The organism is Arcicella sp. GW822-FHT02H01, from assembly GCF_058802005.1.
Genome location: NZ_JBXANT010000001.1, coordinates 288,405 through 304,744, shown reverse-complemented (window position 1 = coordinate 304,744; position 16,340 = coordinate 288,405). Strand labels below are relative to the sequence as shown.

The 16,340-nt window shown below is 39.6% G+C and carries 14 protein-coding genes; all 14 read left to right on the top strand.

Going from position 1 to position 16,340, the window contains the following annotated elements; all coding sequences use genetic code 11:
• The first annotated feature begins 103 nt into the window (after positions 1–103).
• The 14 genes from AC1RNE_RS01255 (at position 104) to AC1RNE_RS01190 (ending at position 16,337) form a co-directional block, all read left to right on the top strand.
• Positions 104–394, top strand: a complete 291-nt coding sequence (locus AC1RNE_RS01255) for a hypothetical protein (protein ID WP_492799247.1) — start codon at positions 104–106, stop codon at positions 392–394.
• Positions 395–411: 17 nt separating this feature from the next.
• On the top strand, positions 412–1,707 hold the full coding sequence (locus AC1RNE_RS01250; RefSeq protein WP_492799246.1) for a hypothetical protein: 1,296 nt from the start codon (positions 412–414) through the stop codon (positions 1,705–1,707).
• Between the two features lie 196 nt (positions 1,708–1,903).
• On the top strand, positions 1,904–2,902 hold the full coding sequence (locus AC1RNE_RS01245; RefSeq protein WP_492799245.1) for a DUF6712 family protein: 999 nt from the start codon (positions 1,904–1,906) through the stop codon (positions 2,900–2,902).
• Between the two features lie 58 nt (positions 2,903–2,960).
• Positions 2,961–3,605, top strand: coding sequence for a glycosyl hydrolase 108 family protein (locus tag AC1RNE_RS01240; RefSeq protein ID WP_492799244.1), 645 nt, complete (start codon positions 2,961–2,963; stop codon positions 3,603–3,605).
• The gene (locus AC1RNE_RS01235) at positions 3,583–3,918 is read left to right on the top strand and encodes a hypothetical protein (RefSeq protein WP_492799243.1); all 336 of its coding nucleotides are present in this window, start codon (positions 3,583–3,585) and stop codon (positions 3,916–3,918) included. Before AC1RNE_RS01240 ends, AC1RNE_RS01235 begins: the two co-directional genes overlap by 23 nt.
• Positions 3,915–4,289 (top strand): hypothetical protein, encoded by a 375-nt coding sequence (locus AC1RNE_RS01230; RefSeq protein WP_492799242.1) that lies wholly within the window; start codon positions 3,915–3,917, stop codon positions 4,287–4,289. Before AC1RNE_RS01235 ends, AC1RNE_RS01230 begins: the two co-directional genes overlap by 4 nt.
• Positions 4,255–4,578: a hypothetical protein gene (locus AC1RNE_RS01225; RefSeq protein ID WP_492799241.1), complete on the top strand. Its 324-nt coding sequence runs from the start codon at positions 4,255–4,257 to the stop codon at positions 4,576–4,578. Before AC1RNE_RS01230 ends, AC1RNE_RS01225 begins: the two co-directional genes overlap by 35 nt.
• The gene (locus tag AC1RNE_RS01220; RefSeq protein ID WP_492799240.1) at positions 4,572–5,405 is read left to right on the top strand and encodes a hypothetical protein; all 834 of its coding nucleotides are present in this window, start codon (positions 4,572–4,574) and stop codon (positions 5,403–5,405) included. The genes AC1RNE_RS01225 and AC1RNE_RS01220 overlap by 7 nt, the downstream gene beginning before the upstream one ends.
• On the top strand, positions 5,402–5,881 hold the full coding sequence (locus AC1RNE_RS01215; RefSeq protein ID WP_492799239.1) for a hypothetical protein: 480 nt from the start codon (positions 5,402–5,404) through the stop codon (positions 5,879–5,881). Before AC1RNE_RS01220 ends, AC1RNE_RS01215 begins: the two co-directional genes overlap by 4 nt.
• A gap of 91 nt (positions 5,882–5,972) precedes the next feature.
• Positions 5,973–8,048: a DUF5977 domain-containing protein gene (locus AC1RNE_RS01210; protein ID WP_492799238.1), complete on the top strand. Its 2,076-nt coding sequence runs from the start codon at positions 5,973–5,975 to the stop codon at positions 8,046–8,048.
• Positions 8,045–9,427, top strand: coding sequence for a hypothetical protein (locus AC1RNE_RS01205; protein WP_492799237.1), 1,383 nt, complete (start codon positions 8,045–8,047; stop codon positions 9,425–9,427). Before AC1RNE_RS01210 ends, AC1RNE_RS01205 begins: the two co-directional genes overlap by 4 nt.
• The gene (locus tag AC1RNE_RS01200; RefSeq protein ID WP_492799236.1) at positions 9,427–9,993 is read left to right on the top strand and encodes a hypothetical protein; all 567 of its coding nucleotides are present in this window, start codon (positions 9,427–9,429) and stop codon (positions 9,991–9,993) included. The genes AC1RNE_RS01205 and AC1RNE_RS01200 overlap by 1 nt, the downstream gene beginning before the upstream one ends.
• Positions 9,994–10,049: 56 nt before the next feature.
• A complete protein-coding gene (locus tag AC1RNE_RS01195) occupies positions 10,050–12,089 on the top strand; it encodes an AAA family ATPase (protein WP_492799235.1) in 2,040 nt (679 codons plus the stop codon).
• A gap of 165 nt (positions 12,090–12,254) precedes the next feature.
• The gene (locus AC1RNE_RS01190; protein WP_492799234.1) at positions 12,255–16,337 is read left to right on the top strand and encodes a phage tail tape measure protein; all 4,083 of its coding nucleotides are present in this window, start codon (positions 12,255–12,257) and stop codon (positions 16,335–16,337) included.
• Positions 16,338–16,340 lie beyond the last annotated feature (3 nt).

Below are 16,340 nucleotides of genomic sequence, written 5' to 3'. Positions count from 1 at the left end.
TTTTATGGAGTAGAATTGGGTTGAATACTGAGGGTAAATAGTTTTGTCCTATGATGATTTTGATGGAAATGCCATTTTTGTGACACAAAACCGAGAAAATTGAATGTATTACAAAGATGCGTATCACCAATATCAGCTTTCGGGGAAAGGGAATGGTTTTCCTGAATCCTTTGATATTGTGTATACAAGAGCGGATGGGAGCTTTGGCGAAAAGAAGGGTTGTAAGCGTAGACCTAGTGGCGTAAGTAAACCTAAAAAGGATTTATCATCTATCAAGTATGAAAACCGCCAAGCTGGGAAATGGTACTTGTGGCATCCTGATGCTGGGAATTTTGATATTCATGCCTGCGGGCTTATCTCATTTAATGGTCAGACTATTGACCACAGATTTTAGTAATTAGTTGTACACCTATGATAAATAAAGTTGGTAAAACCGTCTTCATTGGCGATGAAAAGACAGCTGCTATCAGTGTTGCGAATCGTTCAGATTCCAACACTGGTGGGGCAAACTATACGGCGACTAAGAAAACCGTTAAGATTGGCAATCAATCTGTTGATATATACCCGTGGGGTAAGAATAACAAGAAACCTGCTGAGATGATGGATTTGCTGGCATCTAATGCGGACTTAATCAATTTGCTAGACACTCGTAAAGACTTTCTTTTTGGTGCTGGCATTGGCGTTTTTGAGGAACGTTATGAGGCTGACACCTACGTACTATCACCGATTGAGCCTGTTAAGTATCCAAAACTAAAAGCTTTTTTGGATAAGAATGACTTATCGGAATACAACGAATCTGCTGGGAGTCATGTGGTAGATACGGCTAACCTTTTTGTGAATATCAGTATTGATACCGACAAGATTCCGAGCATTGCAACTTTAGACCCTTTGCTGATGCGAGCGAACAGGGAGCTAAAACTTGGAAGGGTGCAAAGTTATTTGACTAGTCCTGACTGGGCGAATAATACTATCAAGAATGTTGTTAGTACTCCTGCCCTATTACCAGGAGCAGATTTAAAAAAAGTTGGCGAGTATATCGCCCATGTAAAGCGTACACAGTCAGGACAATTTTATTATTCTTATGCTACTTGGTGGGCGATTGAAAAGATTATTAAAATCGCTAATCGCCTGTGGGATTTTCATGCTAACGGACTGGATACGGAGTATAACGCTACTAATATTGTTCGGGTAGCTGGAGAATATTTTAGAAAGTTCGGTGAAGAATTTGAAGGTGGTGAAGATGCTTTTAGAAATGAGTTCTGGGAGAATATTGACAGTTTATTGTCTGGTGGTGAAGGCACAAACCGAATTTTAGCGGATGAATGCGAAATGGGTCCGAATGGTTTAATTCCTTGGATTGAGATTGCTCCGATTCCAAAAGGGATTAAAGGCGACGAATACCTAAAGCTTTATGAAACGACGATTCTATCAATTGCCAATGCGTCAGGCGTTTTGTCAAACTTGGCTGGTGTATCAAATGGTAAAATCATGGGTGGGTCAGGTTCGGAGCTGAGGGTATCCGCTGAATTTCAACAGCAGTACCGCACGCCTAGAGAACGCCAAATGATTTTGAGGGTGCTGAATCGTACTATCAAACCGCTACTGGAATTACCTGATAATGTAGTTTTTGCTTATAAAAATATCATTCTGCAAACCTTGGATAAAAACCCGACTGGTTCGCAGAAAACAACTTCTAACGCTTCATAATTATGTTTTGGCAAATTGTTTGGCTGGTTCTTCAGCTGGTTATTTTAGGGGTGGTATCAATGGGTGCTCGTGTACAATTAAACCGTGGCGACATTTCGGTATTGAGTGCGGCCAGTACTGTAATTGGTACGTTGGTGTATTGCCTTCTCAATGATTTAATCTTGGTTTTTGGGGGATTTTTTAACTGCTTTTTCTGATGCTGATTCGTAACGTAGAAGAACTAAGGAAATACCTTGGAAGGGCTGTAAATGCAAGCTTTGAAATTGAATCACTTCAACCATTTATCGAATTGGCTGAGGATGAGTACCTAAAAAAAGGCTTAGGCTTGGTGTATTTCAATGAATTAAATAACCAAGTAAATGGCACTGGTAACGTTCAGCTATCCAGTAACAACGCTTTTATTTTGCCATACATCCAACGTGCTTTGGCGTTCTATACCTATCATTTGTATTTGCCTTATGCCATTGGAAATGATGGCGATAATGGTTTGCAAGAAACAGAGACTGACACCACTAAGCCTGCCAGAATTGGGGTATTAGAAAAAAGGCAGCGTGCTACTATCGAAAATGCTTCAAAGGCAATGGAAACGGTTTTGGAATTGCTTTTTGCTGAACCTAATAAATACCTAACCTTCTGGGGTTCTGCTTTTGGGATTGCATTCAAAAAGTCTTGGTTTGGTACAGCAGAGCAATTGTCAAATGCTTTACCGCTGGTAGATTGTTCTTATCGTTTACTACTAACACTTAACAAATATTTTGTGTGGGCTGAAACGGCAAGACTGCAACAAATTGTCGGTATTGAAATTATGACAATGCTAAAAAGTTACCATTTGACCCCGAATTTAGTGACTGGCATGGCTGACCTTTACCGACTTTCAAGGCAATATTTAGCTTGGGCAGCATACGAAGAAGCACTGTTGTTTTTGAATGTGGTACAGCTGGGCAATGGGGGCTTACGAGTACTATCAGAATTTGACGGTATCAACAATACGAAAGCTCCAGACCAGAACACTTGGATGGAATATAAACGAAATATTGACACCAGAACATCTTCTGCAAGAGCTGATTTAATCGGTTTTCTAAACAAGAATGCTGATAATTTTCCAACCTTCAAAACCAGTATTTTGTATAAGGCTGAAAGCCAAAGCCGATTGCCTGATAATAAAAAATATCGTTCGGTATTCCGAATGAAGTAGCTTTTATAGCTTTCAGCTTTGAGCAATGAGATTTTCTATTTTTTACTACATCTATCTTATGAAATTTTTAAAGACTTTATTAGTATTTACACTTTTATGGTGTACGTTTTTTCACAGTTATTCAGCCGTTTTTGACCCGTTTTATCCTAGAATTATCCAATCTGAAGGGATTTATTTTGTGATGATACAGTACGATAGAGGTGGCGCCACAAAGTTTGGAGTAACCTTGGTCGTATATGACAAATGGTGTAACAAAACCAAGCTTATTTATGTGGTGTGTGATAAGGATAAAAACGGCAAAATAGACGCCAATGATTTACGCCTAACCACTTTAAACGACATGAAGCCCATCTACCAGCGACAGTACTGGGATTTTTTCAGGTTGTCAGAAGTGAAAAATCAAGCAGTCGCCGAAATTATTTCTGATATGATTATCAATTGTGGTACTGGCAAGAATGATAAGCACATCAAAGTCATTCAACAATATTTAGGCATTCAGCAAGACGGGGTGATTGGGAGCAAGATGCTGAAAAAATTGAATAAGGCTAATCAGTCAAAATTATATCATTACATCTACACCTATCGAGAGGGATACTACCGAAAAATTGGCGTAGGGAAACAAAGCAAATTCCTGAAGGGTTGGCTTAATCGAATTTCAAAACTCAAACAATTGCATCAAAATGAAAAGTATCTTATTTCTTAGCGTATTGACGCTATCGGTCTTCTGGAGCTGTTTGAACGAACAGGGTGTAAAACCATCAATCAAAACTCCCAATGCAGAATCTAGCCTACAAAAAGTTGCCAAAATCACCTATATCAAACAGCAAATTGATACGGTGGAGAGATTCCAAGAGGGGCTTTGTGATACCTGTGTGGCAAGTTACAAGGCGGTAATTATCGAAAATCGTTTATTGGCTAAACGTATTTCAGAGCAAAACTTTGAAATGCAAAAGATGATTCTGCACAATGATTCTATCATTAATGCGCCTCCCACCTTTTTAGCTACCTATCGATGAAATGGCTCAACTTATTATTAACACCCCTACGGATGGCGATGCCGTATGGCTTTGGGAGCTTTGTAAAAAGCTGGGTTACGGGGTGGAAACTGTACGTTTTGGGGATAGTCCTGTTACTGGCTGTAATAGTGATGACATCATATTTGAAGAAGGGGAAATGTATGTCAATAGCGCCGTCAGAGAAGCAATTCTATATGCCCGAAACCGTAGCAAAAACCACCACAGCCGAAAAGAAAGTTCAAGCATTATTAAAAAAGTCACAAAGCCATGAAGCTAAAAAAGATTCTCTACACCTCGTTATTGATAAGCTTGATAACGACGGTTTGCAATGGGCAATTGATACAGCGTTCAACTACAGACAGCCTCCGTAGGCTCATTCCCAAGGGTTATGTATTACTAACCGAAGATGGCGCCAGAGAAGCATTGAAGGCAAAAGTCGATGCTACAATTTATAAGCTACAGCTGGGCATTAAAGACTCAGTACTGGTGGAAAAGGATATTATCATTTCGGCCAAAAATGAGGAAATACGCCAGCGTGAATTTATATCGATTGAAAGAGAAAAAGCACTTAAAAAAGCCAATAGACAGCTGGTCTTTAAAACCATTGAAGTCTGGACATTGAGAGCTGCTTTAGTACTGAAAATTTTAAGTGTATGGTAGAGGTACAAATCAACAAGAAAAAATTTAAGATGCCTGAGCATTGGCACGAATGCACTTTGGAGCAAATTACCAAGTTATCACCGCTAACACAGTGGATGATGATAGAAATTACCCAAAGCGAACACGAATATGCGGTGTGTGTATTACTTGGCTGTACTGATAAATTTTGGCAGCACTTGGAGTTAGAGTTACCGCAATGGCATCGTCTCAAGGAAATAGCCAATTTCGCTTTTGCTGAAAAAATAGTAGAGCAGCCGTTTCCTTCTTTCCATCACCTTGGTACTCAATATCTAGTGTTTCAGGAAGGCTTTGCCGATACGGATGCGGTAGATTTAGCCTGGGCAAATATGCAGTACTTGGCTTTTGCTAATCCTGAGCATCCGAATACTGACGCTTTAGACGAATTGATTGCTACGCTTTGTAGGCCTCGCAGAAAAGATTTGCTAACCTTCAGAGAATCAAAGGAATGGGACGGCGATGAAAGAGAGGTATATAACGGCCAAAGAGTAAAAGCCAGGGCGAAGGAATTAAAGACATTGCCCTTTGGGTTAAAGGTGGCGATACTGCAATATTTTGAAGCACAAAACAGCCTGTTTCTGGAAAACTATTCCCAAATGCTTGGTGATGATGGCAGAGAGCCACGCTACGGAAACGGGATGGGTTGGGTAACGATGCTGATGAGTGTGGCGGAAAAAGGCACGTTTGGAAACTTTGAAAGTGTGTGTTATCAGAACGTACACCTGATTTGGGCAAAGTGTTTGGATGATACATTGGATGTTAAGGAACAAGAAAAGCAGCTGGAGGCCCAGCGTTTTAAAAACTCATGATAACAAATTTTTTAGAAATGGTCGCCTTCTTGAAGGGACAAGCAGAATCCACGGCTGGCGTTGTGGATTTTGTGCATGTAGGGTCTGGAGAGATTCTAGTTGGTAGAATTGGCAAGTACTACGAAGCCAAATACAAAGTAGGTCAGGCGGTGTTTATTGATACTTCAGAAGGCTTTTTAGACGATTCAGACACCTCAAACGTTAGGCTTACTTTTCTGCTTGGCGTTACAATTTTAAGCAAAGCCAAGGCAACTCCAGAGGTACAGGATGCTATTTGGAATGATACGCTAACAAGTATGATTGGCTTTATTGGCAAGCTTCGCCATGAAGAAAGAGAGACTGGGGACTTTGAAATGGCAGTTGTTGAAAATCGTCTGAATCAAGTCTCCAAGGTCGTAAACGCTGATGTGATGGGCTGGAGAAACGAGATAATGTTCACGTTCAATGTTAATTCGCTTTACTGCTCATGTGATTAGTGATTGGTGAATAGTGATTAGCTGTACTTGCTTAATTACTATTTGCTTAAAAATCTTATCACCAATCACTAATAACTAATCACTCACAAACATGGATTCTTTAGCTACTTATCTTTCTCACCTCCCAGTAAGTTTTGCCCGAAACAAACTGACGGTTCATATCGATGCGTATGACCCGACTGTTGTCAATCGTTGGGGAATGAATACGCACATTGAAGTACTGGTTCCGAAGGCTTATCAATCGTCAGAGTTTGTCAGTGTGGCCGAACGTATCGGTTCTGAACGACCTGTGCAAATATTGTCTGGAGCCAATTATTACTACGGAACTGACTTTGAAATTGATAGTATCTTGGATGGCCTACTTTCATTTTGTCCGCCAAAAATCGACGAAATGCAGATAATGAGCTGTGCAGGCATGACGATACCTTATAAGGTAAAAAGCTTTATCGAAAAAGATGGGGTACTACTTGGCACAGAAAGTATTTCGGCTGAAGCTTTTGCCATTAAATCGAAACTAGCCGTAGATGATTTTGCCAGCTGGAGAGAAACTTTCTTTAGTTCGCATTTTGATGCCAATTGTCCGTTTCTGACATTCCAGCCAAACAATAAAGTCATTGATGCTGTTCAACCAGAATTTTTATTTTGGTTGTGTAATGCTTTGCCTAAGCCGAATAGTATTACAGTTAAGGTGAAGGCATATTATGAAGATGGTTTTACCCAAACCATTACTGTACAAACCCTGAATGTGGTCACGCAATATACCGTTTATTGTATCCCTGTGGGATTTGTAGCCTTGGGGTTAGCTAGTTTTAGCACGACTGAAAATCCTATTACTGGGTATGAAGTTTGGTTAAACAATGATTTGGGTGATAGAATTACCGAAATTAGAAGGTATGAGCTGGACCATATTTATGAGCCAAATACCAGGTATTTATTAATGGTTAATTCATTGGGTGGTTATGACACCATTCGCACCGTTGGTACTGCTCAGGCAAGTTTGAAGGTCAATCGGAACAAAGGCGAAAAGGCGTTGGATAGCAACTATTTGCCATCTTCTGCTGAAGTATTTGTGACGGGTATAACAGGCAAAAAAGAGATTGCCATCAATACGGGATATTTTGACGGTGTAAACTCGGCCTATTATTCAGAGCTGATGTTTGCCGAGGAAATTTATATTGCTACTAAAGACGGCTTTGTTCCGGTGACGCTTGTCACGGAATCTTTGACAACCGTTGAAGATAATGTTGATTTAACAGGGCGAACCTTTACGTTTGAGTATGCCAAAAATGAACTGGGTTATTCGGATTTGCCCTCTGCTCCTCCTGTTTCCGTGCGTGAATTGGTTTGGTTACCCATAGAGCCTTATTGTATTTATGACCCTGAGACTGGTTTAGCAACAGGATATCAGGGAGCTACTAGGTTGACGCTGACTTATAAAGATACTGGTGAGCCTGTAAAGGGTGTGCCAACCAAACTCAATTCTCCTGGTACAGAAGGGTATTTTACGCCTGCTCCCTCTAATATGTGTACGGCAGGTTCGGCGCCGTATAAGAATTTCTTAATCTCACGGTTGGGCAATTATACCCGAAACAATTGTCCAAGTGGTTATGGCGACTATGCGACCATTACCATTCCAGCCAATACCTTTGGCGGACAAACACAAGCTGAGGCAACGGCTAGAGCCGAAAGCCGTTTTGCGTTTTTGAATACGCAGGTATATGCCAATAACAATGGTACTTGCCTAACCGATCCTCAATATTACAACATTGTTCCTGGGCCGCCTGTGAATCAATTTAATTATCGGTATTTGACCAAGCCTTCGGGCATCACTACGTATTTTCATGGTGGACCAGGAGCGTATTCAGGAAGCAGCACTGATTTGGTATATGGCAATCACTGGGCAGTTCAGGGGAATACGAATGCTGGCTCAATGGTTTATCCGATTGGAAAGAATGATATTTTCTTGCCATGTTCAGAACTGTATTTTATTACAGTATATGGCAGCACTAAATCTATACGAGTAAAGCTTTATTCTAATGGTGTGCAAGTGGCTACCAAAACCATTACGCCCGCTGAGTTTTCGGCTGGTAGTGGCGCTTATTTGTGGCAACCTACCATCTATCATCCTTCACAAGCAAAGGTATATTGCTTGATAGAACAGCTATGAACCTAACCATAAAAATTGGTGGCGAGGTGGTGGATGTCACCAGCGAGCTAGTGTGTAACCTTAAAAAGCAATCGCCTATGTTCCTCCGTGATGAGGTCATGGGCGATTATGCAGAAGAAATCATTTTGCCTTTTAAGGTGCGGAACGACCGCATTTTAGGGTATTACCGACACCCACAGGTATTGGCTTCGCCTATTAAAATGTACTGTGAACAGTATGTTAATTCCAATCGTTTGGCTCGTGGGTATGTATTGCCCTTGGAAGCCATCAGCGATTATAAGTTGGGTTATACTTCTAACCTTGAAGCGGTATTTGGGAATTTGCGAACCAAAAGTTTACGTGAAATAGATTTTGGGACATTGCCCATCCCGTCAGATTTTGATGTAACCTTGTCGAATACGTATGCAGTGGGCGGTTATGTTTTTCCAAGCATTAAAAACCCGGACTTTTATCAGAATATGCCAGCTGGTTTTTCGGGCATTATTAATGAGTGTACAGCTGGGCATTATTCTAATGGAACTAAAGTACCGATGTTTTTTTTAAGGTATATTTTAGACCAAATTGCGACCAAAGTTGATTATGAATTTAGCTTTGATACGCCTGAAATTAACCGATTTTTGATTTATAATACCCTTAGTTTAGATGAGCTCAATACGATTTTTCCGCAGAATCATTTGCCCGATTTGCCTTTGGGCGTTTTTCTGTTGGAGGTGGCGAAGCTAACCAATTCAGCCCTTTTCTTTGATGCTCCCAACCGTAAGCTACAATTCAGGACCCGCAAAAGTGTGTATCAGGCTGATTGTACTTTGGACTGGAGCAAGAAAGCAAAACCGATTTTGGGTAAAATACCCACTAATATTTCTGGGCTAGAGCTGGCGTTCTCTGTGGATTCAGACGATGCTACGACTAAAGTGCAGCACCCGTATTTTGATGGATATCTGACAGCTGGCGCCGAGGAAAATATCTTTAAAGTTCAGACGGTGTGGAGCTCCTTAATTACGGATGGTGGTTTGCCTTTTACCCTTCAGCAAGGTATTACGACGGGGCAAAATGATAAGCATTTTACGCCTAGGATGTTACAATGGGCGGGCGTTGTGGATGGTGTTCCGGTGGCTTTGCCAGAGGTATCGGGGTTAGGTTTGTATTGGAATGGTGCTAATGGCTTATACAATACTTATTACAAGGAAGAGGAATCGTTTTTGATGAACACATTCCGCACACCGCCAGTGGATTTGTACCTGACAGAAAGCGATTTGGCAGGGTGGACACCCGACCGTAAAATACATATCAATGGCGTGAATTATATTTTTGAAGAAATAGTTTGCCCACTTCATAATCTTTCGTTGGGTTGTGTGGGGCATGGATATCGTATAAACTGATGGAGAATATTGATACTAAAGCCCTTGAGGCACTGTTTGAAACCGAACTGAATGAGATTCAGGAACAGGCGGTTTTGTATTTTCAGAAATTCATTAAGGATAGAGGGTTGGTTTTGACCAATAACTTACTGGAGCATTTTCAAAAATCTACAATGGTTGTAGCTTCGGAGCTGTATGCTGAGGTAAATGTCACCTTTAATAGCTACGGGCGATATTTGGATATGAAAGCCATTGGATATAAACCAGGGAAGCCAGACCCCGATGGGCCACTGGTGGAAGGCATGAAGGAATATGTGGAGAAAAAGGGTTTAGATTTTTTTAAGGGAATACCTGGTTATTATGGTGCTTCAAGAATGCCTGTTACTTCAATCGCCATCAATCGTTTGGCTTATACCTTGGCTTACTCCAGAAAGAATTCTTTGAAAATTAAACGACGTGGTGAGGGTTGGTATAATAAAGGACGTTCGCTGTTTGTGAGGGATGTTAGGCGGAAATTGCAGGCTAGTATTGCGGAGCTGGTTTTGAGGGAGGTGGCTAATGGGTTGGAGATGACTTTGGAGGGATAATATTGGCTTTAAAATTTAAAATATTATATTAGACTTTAAATTTTAAAGCCACCACAATGAAGATAAAATTAAACACCCAACATAAATCACTGCATTCATTTGAAAGTGAAGAATTAAATGATTTCACAATTATTACTGGTAAAAATGGTAGTGGAAAAACTCAATTATTAGAATTAATTGAAAATGGGATTAATAATACATTGCCCTATAATAGTCACTTTTCGATTACCCCTAAAATAACAAAAATACAAAATGGAGGTATAATTAAGGATATAGATTCATCCACTATAGACATCGATTCTAGGAAAGATATAATTAAAAACCAACTTGTTCCTTTTTTAGGCTCTATTCGAATGGGCTCACATCGTTTGATAAATTATATATTAGACAACGATATTAATATTGACGAGCTATTAATAAATAATAATGACAATCAATTTGCATGGCATGGTTACGAGTATTTAGATATTATTACTGCTGAAGCAAGAAATGATATGATAGTTGGATTTTCTCCAATTAATCCACCTTTTCCCGAATCATTAAATACAGTAAACCATTATAATGGTTTACGTCCAGTTGATGAAGCTCAAGTTTTACGAAATGTATTAATTGACAAAAAGAATCAAATTAATGCTATTCGACAGATTATGAAAAATCATAACAAAAAGTTTAATGAACTTACTGAAAGTGATTTATTTACAACACCTATCAGCAATCTAGAACTGACTTCAGATGATTTTTTTAACTCCAAAATAGAATCTACATTCTATGAATATGCTGATAATCGAAATAAAAATAATATGTTATTCTTTTGGAAAGAAAGATATAAGCGCCTGAATAATTCAGTAGATAATGATGAATATGAAAAATTGAATCCCCCACCATGGGAAATTATCAATAAAATTTTCAATAAAAATAATATTGATTTTTATGTAAAAGGAATTCAAAAAGAGGACTTTCCTGGTCTAACAAACTATAATCTAAAGTTGTATAAAAAAAATGATGATAAAACAGAAATTCCCTTTTCAAGCTTATCTTCAGGAGAAAAAATGATTATTGGGCTAGTAGTCAAGCTTTTTATGAATGATTATCATAATCAAAATTTGCAATTCCCTGAGCTAATTTTACTTGATGAGCCAGATGCACATCTTCATCCTGAAATGGCTAAGCTTTTGATTGATGTGTTGAATGATACTTTTGTTGAAAAGCTAGGTATTAAAGTCATAATGACCACTCATTCTCCTACAACGATTGCTTTGGCTCCTGAAGATTCAATTTATGAATTAAAAAATGGTGTAGATACTTCCTTTAGAAAAGTCACAAAAGATTATGCTTTAAATTTATTGACCGAATTCATTCCTACATTAAGTATTAATTATAAAAGTCATCGACAAGTATTCGTTGAGGCTCCAAATGATAAGTATTATTTTGAAAAGATTTACAATACTCACTTCTTAGGTAAAAAAACAATTCATAAGCTTTATTTTGTGGCTCCTGATAAAAAAGAGGGAGGATGTGCTTTTGTTCGACGAATAGTTCAAAATCTGAGAAAATCTGAGGTTTCAAGTACTTGGGGAATAATTGATTGGGATTTAAAAAACAAATCGACTAGCAATATATTAGTTCACGGCAAAAATGAACGTTATTCGCTTGAAAGTTACTTATTTGACCCACTTTTATTAGTTGCACTTTTGATAAAAGATAATATAATGAATTTTAGAACAGAATTAAATCTTAATGAATTATATGATACAACAAAATTTTCATTAGAGTCAGAAGATAATTTACAAAGATTTTCAAATCATTTTTTTTCTAAAATTTATAATATGCCAATATTCAAACAGTTGGATAATGGTAAAATGAAAAAAGTAAAATATTTATCGGGTCAAACTTTAGCTATACCGAAATGGTATTTAGATATGCAGGGACACCACGTATTAATTCCAAAATTACAAAGTGTGTTTGTTGCTTTTTTTGATAAATACAATATAAATCAAATTGAAAAAAAGCTTACAGATATAATCTGTAATAACTACTATCCCTTTATTCCACAATCAACCATAGATTTACTTGAGAAATTAGCTAATAACGAGTAATTATTGAATTGGAAATTTAAATTCTTGTTTTAACCTCACTCTACTACTACCCTTTCTTTACAGAGAGGGTATTTTTTTGCTTTAAATTTCCTACTATCTTTTTGTCCTACCCTCCCCCATTTCCCTTCTCTACCTTGGTATTGAATAACCTAATGTTCTGTACCAATGAATTTAGTAGAAGAAAGTACCATCGTTTTTCGCCTTAATGGCCAGCCCTTTGTTTCTGAATTATCCAAAATTGAATCTTCGTTAGTTGAAGCTAAGGACAAATTAGCGATGCTAGAGAAGGGTACCAAAGAATGGACTGACGCCAAAAAGGAAGTCAAAGAATTAGAAGCCGCCATTGAAACAGCTCGTCAGCAAATGGATGTCACCCAGCTGACTGTTAAGCAACTTACTGCACTACAAGGCGACTTGGTCCGTGTCATGAAAGATAGTGTGGTGGGTTCTGATGAATACAATGCGGCAGCTCATAGACTAGCCGAAATTAACCCGATTCTGGCTGAGGTCAGAAATGATATGCGTAGCCTGGGCGAAGAACCTGAAAGGCAAAAAGGCGTTTGGGCACAATTTAAAGAGGATTTTACCCGTGCCTTTTCAGTGATGTCAGTTTTTGAAGCGGGGCAGGCTATTTATGGTTTTGTTCAGGATTCTGTTCAGGAATTTAAAACGTTTCAAAGTGCTGCGGCTGATTTAGCAGCTGTTACTGGGGCGACTGGAGACGACCTAAAGTATTTGACTGATACCGCCAAAGAAACGGGTCCTCAGTTTGGTATACTGGGTAGCGATATGCTCGAAGCCTATAAAATGATGGCTTCGGCAAAGCCTGAATTACTGGACCAAAAAGAATTGTTAGCGGCCACTACTGGTGAAGCCATTAAATTGGCTCAGGCGTCTAAAATGGAATTAGGACCTGCTACTGATGCTTTGGCCAGTAGCTTAAACCAGTTTGGTGAACCTGCCAGCTCGGCCAGTAGGTTCATTAACGTGCTTGCGGCTGGTGCTAAGGAAGGCTCGGCAGAAATTGAGGAAATGGCTGGAGCATTGAAAAACTCAGGTACAGTAGCGGCCGCCTCTAAAGTTAGTTATGAGCAAACCAATGCGGTTCTTCAATCACTTTCAACGATATCATTAAAAGGCGGTGAAGCTGGTAACCAACTTAAAAACGTATTATTAACCCTCTCAGCTGGCTCAAAGGAAACAAATCCGCAGATTGTTGGACTTGATAAAGCCATTGAAAATTTGGGTAAAAAGCAGATGACTACTGCTGAAATTGCCAAGATGTTTGGTAAAGAAAACGTAGTAGCAGCCCAGCATATCGTAACCCACGGAAAAGAAATCACTGAACTTACCAAAAAACTTACGGGTACTACAGAAGCCTATACCCAAGCAGCCAAAAACACCAGTACATTAGAGTTTCAAAGCAAGCAGGCCACTGCTACGATGGCCACTTTGAAAACTGAAATTGGTGCTGGATTAGAGCCAATGTTGGTCAAATTGACTGCTGGTTTTATCACTTTTGTCAATGTAATTCGTGCGGTCCCTTCTTTCATTTCAGAAAACAAAACGATGTTCGTTGCCCTAGGTGCAGCTATTTTGGCATTTAACGGACATTTGATTATTGCAACAGCTTCAAGTATTGCTCATGCGGCTGGAGAAAAAGCGGCTACCATTGCGAAAGGTGCAAGTACGACGGCTCAATGGTTGTTAAATACTGCCTTATCTGCCAATCCAATTGGTGCAGTAATAGCTGGTATCGCTTTACTGGTAGGTGGTTTGGTAACTTGGTACAATAACTCGGAAACCTTACGGAGTGTAGTAAATGGACTTTGGGAAAGTATGAAAGTAGGGATTGAATTTGTTCAAAAACTAATCACACACATTACCAATTTTGTTAAAGAATCAGCATTGATTCAAGGGGTTATTGCCATCGTTTCTGGGCAGATTCAAACATTTATGACTTTGCTAAATGTTGGATGGAATGCCATGAATACCATTTTTACTTATATAAAGTCAGGTATTTCAACACTTTCAGGCCCTATTAATACCATCATATCTTTAGCCCAAAAAGCGGTAGGTGTATTTACTGGATTGCTTTCGGCCATTACTCCAGATATCTTTCTTCAAGCAGGAAAGAAAATTGGTAGTGCTTTTTCGCAGGGATATGCTGACAAAATGGAGGAAGGGCGAAAAGCAAACGACGCCAACAACAAAAAAGCCAATGATAAAACTGCTACAGATGCCAAGGCGAATGCTAAGAAAATAGCCGAAAATGAGCAATCTGAACATAAAGCTACATTAACAGCCAAAGAAAAAGCAGCTGTAAAACATAGGGCTGACGAGCTGGCCAAAGCCAAAGAAAAAGCTCAAAAAGAAAAAGATGATGGTATTGCCCAGGATAAACAAATGTTGGCTGAAATCAAGAAAATGGATATTGATAGCATAAAAGACGAAAATGCTAGAAATATTGCCAAACTGAAATTACAGACTCAGCAGGAAATTGAGAAAATAGCCACTTCTAAGGCAAATCAAGCCACCAAAGCAGCTTGGGAACAAGCGTTAAATGATAAACTTTCTCGCGATATCGCAGAGCTGGAGAAAAAAGCCCGGGACGAGAAAATTGCGGATGAAAAGAAAGCAGCACTGGAGATAGAAAAAGACCAGGACCAGAAGCGCCAGACTCGGATAAAGAATAGTTTTGATGCTGAAAAAGCGATCAATGAATATGAGTTGCTGACAGCTCGTAATAACCAGGATGAAATCCAGCGGTTGAAGCTCCAACGATTGGATATTGAAAAAAGAGAAACCCTTCAAAAACTTCAAACTGAGCTAGATGCTGAAAAGAAAGCTTTAAAAGAAGCTTATGACGCTGAGGTGGCGAAAGCTGCTGCTTCTGGAAAAGATACTACTGAGCTACACCGCCAGTACCGAACCAACCAAATGAGTTTGGATGAAAAGTATTTGGCTCAAAGTTCATTGGCGACGGCTCAGTACCAACAGGCGAAAACCAAGGAGCTGGAAGAACATAATAAGCTAAGAGACGAGAATAATAAGAAATTCTTTGCGGGCTTAAAAGGTCTGATGGATGGTGATTATAAGGGCTTTATTGATGGACTTTCGGCAAAGCTGGGAGCTGATAAGAAAAACTTGAGTGAACGTACTACCAAGTTCATGGAGCATACCGATAAGGTGGCTGATTATGCCAATGAAGGCTTTGACTTCTTGCGAAAGTTGAATGATTTGAAGCTCCAGAAGGATGTAAACAACCTCACTAAAGAAAAGAATGAACAGCTGAAGGCTTGGGAGGAGAAGTATAATAAAGGGCTGATTACAAAGGACCAGTTTGAAGCAAAAACCGACGAACTAAACAAGCAGTATGCAGCCAAAGAGCAACAGTTGAGAAAGGAAGCTTTTGAGAAACAAAAGAAAATGGATATCGCCCAGGCATTGATTAATGGTGCTCAGGCTATTATTAAATCTTTGGCCATGTTTGGCTGGCCTTTTGGGTTAATCGCAGCAGCGGCCGCAGGGGTCATGACGGGCGTACAAGTGGCATCCATCAGTTCCAGAACATTTGCCCAGAAAGGAGCTGTAATTAAAAATGCTGGTGTAGCTCAGGGACCAAGACATGGCGCCAAGTATGGCGATTCAGGTATAAGTTTGGTTGATAGAAGTAGCGGACATGAGATTGGAGAAATGGAAGGTGGCGAACCTATCATGATTCTTTCGAGAAATACTTATCAAAATAATAAACCTGTGGTGGATAAGTTGTTGGACAGCTCATTGCACAAAAATGGCGCTCCTATCTATCGGGAAGGTGGTTTGATGTTTTCGGATGGTGGGAGTTTTGATGAGCGAATGCAGGAACGTATTCGTGAAAAACGAGAAGAAGAGCGTCAGGATAGTGAGGAGCAGCAACAAAGAGAGGAGATTCAAGACAATGCGGCCGTAACTGCTGGTGATGGGAACAGTCCAGCTTATAACAGTGGTTTGGGTGATACATCTGCTCAGGAAGCAGCCATTGCAGAAAACACGAAGCTTCAGGAAGATATCCGCAAAAACGGAGCTGATGCAGTGCAGGAGCTAAAGGATGTGAATGTGGCGGAGCGGGCGATATTAGACGAGGTAAAAGCTATGCGAGGTGATATGAATCGTTTGTTGGGGAGTATTAACACGAACACCGCCAACACTGCTAAAAGTACTAAGGATATGGGTGCGCTGGTGGCGGTTACTGCTCGGTTTAAGTAGGTT

What these genes read in the sequence shown, in the direction of transcription:
- AC1RNE_RS01235 (WP_492799243.1), top strand. Translation starts at nt 3,583, where the DNA reads ATGAAAAGTATCTTATTTCTTAGCGTATTGACGCTATCGGTCTTCTGG.
- AC1RNE_RS01245 (WP_492799245.1), top strand. Translation starts at nt 1,904, where the DNA reads ATGCTGATTCGTAACGTAGAAGAACTAAGGAAATACCTTGGAAGGGCT.
- AC1RNE_RS01255 (WP_492799247.1), top strand. Translation starts at nt 104, where the DNA reads ATGTATTACAAAGATGCGTATCACCAATATCAGCTTTCGGGGAAAGGG.
- AC1RNE_RS01250 (WP_492799246.1), top strand. Translation starts at nt 412, where the DNA reads ATGATAAATAAAGTTGGTAAAACCGTCTTCATTGGCGATGAAAAGACA.
- AC1RNE_RS01240 (WP_492799244.1), top strand. Translation starts at nt 2,961, where the DNA reads ATGAAATTTTTAAAGACTTTATTAGTATTTACACTTTTATGGTGTACG.
- AC1RNE_RS01190 (WP_492799234.1), top strand. Translation starts at nt 12,255, where the DNA reads ATGAATTTAGTAGAAGAAAGTACCATCGTTTTTCGCCTTAATGGCCAG.
- AC1RNE_RS01215 (WP_492799239.1), top strand. Translation starts at nt 5,402, where the DNA reads ATGATAACAAATTTTTTAGAAATGGTCGCCTTCTTGAAGGGACAAGCA.
- AC1RNE_RS01205 (WP_492799237.1), top strand. Translation starts at nt 8,045, where the DNA reads ATGAACCTAACCATAAAAATTGGTGGCGAGGTGGTGGATGTCACCAGC.
- AC1RNE_RS01220 (WP_492799240.1), top strand. Translation starts at nt 4,572, where the DNA reads ATGGTAGAGGTACAAATCAACAAGAAAAAATTTAAGATGCCTGAGCAT.
- AC1RNE_RS01195 (WP_492799235.1), top strand. Translation starts at nt 10,050, where the DNA reads ATGAAGATAAAATTAAACACCCAACATAAATCACTGCATTCATTTGAA.
- AC1RNE_RS01230 (WP_492799242.1), top strand. Translation starts at nt 3,915, where the DNA reads ATGAAATGGCTCAACTTATTATTAACACCCCTACGGATGGCGATGCCG.
- AC1RNE_RS01210 (WP_492799238.1), top strand. Translation starts at nt 5,973, where the DNA reads ATGGATTCTTTAGCTACTTATCTTTCTCACCTCCCAGTAAGTTTTGCC.
- AC1RNE_RS01200 (WP_492799236.1), top strand. Translation starts at nt 9,427, where the DNA reads ATGGAGAATATTGATACTAAAGCCCTTGAGGCACTGTTTGAAACCGAA.